We start from the raw sequence: 2077 nt of genomic DNA on the forward strand, positions 1-2077 counted from the left end.
CCAGCGAAGCTGGCAAACCCGCCCGCCTGAAAGAAGGCGGGATCACCCCGACCGGGGGGAAGATAATCCGAATGGCAAGGGCGTCATTGGCCAACGATGGGGTCTGAAGGAAGCCATAGGAAGTTAACGGCACACAACGCAAGTGAACCTGATTCGGCAGCGCATGTGGGTAAGCGTGCGAAATGGCGCGACGCCCGATACCCGGTCAGACATGTGATGTGATTGAGGGTGGGATCGTTAACAGGGAGTCAGTGCAGTAACTGGGGAAGCCTGGCATCTGAGCCGGAGGAGTCGGCAGCGACGACACAAAGCGAAAGCTAAGGTTGTCGTGGGTGTGAGGTGGCAGATGAAGCCGTAGTAGTGTTGAAGTTCCAGCCGATGAAAGCCAGTAATGGTGTGGAGGGTAAAACTGGAATGACCGCTGGCGGAGGTTCAGTGGAGCGCATCAGGTCAAAAGCCTTATGTGACTGCGAAGGGCGGAAGTCGTTAACGAGCGTGGTCGTAAAGATTAGAAAGCGAACGCTGTGTTCACATGTTATCCGACGGGATAAGGGCGTGGGCAGAGGAGCTGCGGGAACGCAGTAGAGCTCACCCACCCTGAACGCGGGAGTAAAACGTACCGTGGCGGCAGATTGCCCCTGTGCTAGTACCCGGGCGGTGCGTTTGAAATATACCAGCAGCCAAGCCTGAGATCCGAATGCCCCGCACAGAGATGAACAGGCATGAGGAAATACTACAGTTTATATGGACGCCTGCTGTCGAAGCGGGTGTTGTATGAAGCCTTCAGACACGTCAAGCGCAACAAGGGTGCAGCCGGAATTGATGGTCAGAGCCTGAGTGCGTTTGAAGCTGATCTGGAGGTGGAGCTGTCGTGCCTGTTACTCGAACTGAAGGAAAAGCGTTATCAGGCGCAACCGGTCAAACGGTGCATCATCGCCAAGGAGGATGGCGGCGAGCGTCTGCTGGGCATTCCGACAGTCCGAGACCGTGTCGTGCAGCAAGCGCTGCGCAGTATCATTGAGCCTCTCTTCGATCCTGGCTTTCATCCATCCAGCTATGGGTATCGTCCGGGGCGCAGTGGTCATCATGCGATTGGCAAGGCGGAGATGTTTATCCGTCGCTATCGACGTGAATGGGTGGTGGATATGGACTTGTCGAAGTGTTTTGACACGTTAAACCACGACCTGATCATCCGCCAGTTCCGGCAGAAGGTAACGGACGGTAGTGTTCTGTCATTGCTGCGTCAGTTCCTGGAAAGCGGCGTGATGGTGGGGTACCACCTTGAGGAGACAGAGCTGGGCAGCCCACAAGGCGGCGTGATCAGTCCATTGATTGCGAACGTCTATCTGGACGCCTTCGACCAGTTCATGAAAGCACGAGGCCATCGCATCGTCCGCTATGCGGATGACATTCTGATCTTGTGCGGCTCACGAGCTGGGGCGGAGAATGCGTTGAGGGTAGCCCGGCACTATCTGGAAAACGAGCTGAAGCTGACGGTTAACGCCACCAAGACCCACATTGCGCACAGCGATGAGGGGGTCAAGTTCCTGGGCGTGGTGATGCACACCAAGTGCACCCACATACAGGAAAAGAAGGTGTTTAGGCTCAAGCAGAAGCTCAAAGGACTGACGAAGCGAAACCGGGGTGTGGGACTGGCGGCGATCATCCGCGAGCTGAATCCTGTGCTACGGGGCTTTAGCAATTACTTCCGGGTAGCGAACTGCGCAAGGGTGTTGAAACAGGTGATGAAGTGGATACGGCGGAGGTTGCGCTGCATCCAGTTAAAGCAGTGGAAGAAGTCGAGCCGACTGCATCGTAGGCTGAAGCAACTGGGTTACCGCCCGCCGTTTCAGTTTATCAAGATGCAAAGCTGGCGAAATGCGGCGTCACCACTGGCACATCTGGCGCTGCCCAATAGCTACTTGCACGACGAACTGGGGTTGCTTGACTTAACCAAAGTGAAAACGGGTATCGCTGTCCCCGAGCTCGGGGTAAGTTAAAGGCATGAGCCGTATACGAGGCCCGTACGTACGGTTCTGTGAGAGGGATGAGGCGGTGACGCCTCACCCTACTCGAT

Annotated in this window: 1 protein-coding gene; it reads left to right on the top strand. The window is 56.0% G+C overall.

Annotated features, from left to right (window positions below; translation table 11 throughout):
* The first annotated feature begins 722 nt into the window (after positions 1-722).
* Positions 723-2000, top strand: a complete 1278-nt coding sequence (gene ltrA / locus F7R27_RS18540) for a group II intron reverse transcriptase/maturase (RefSeq protein WP_151705759.1) — start codon at positions 723-725, stop codon at positions 1998-2000.
* Positions 2001-2077 lie beyond the last annotated feature (77 nt).

Origin of the sequence: Nitrincola alkalilacustris (assembly GCF_008973755.1) — a bacterium.
Classification (GTDB): Bacteria; Pseudomonadota; Gammaproteobacteria; order Pseudomonadales; family Balneatricaceae; genus Nitrincola; species Nitrincola alkalilacustris.

Bases quoted from the DNA above. Each gene is read 5' to 3' on its own strand.
- ltrA (WP_151705759.1), top strand. From the start codon at position 723: ATGAGGAAATACTACAGTTTATATGGACGCCTGCTGTCGAAGCGGGTG.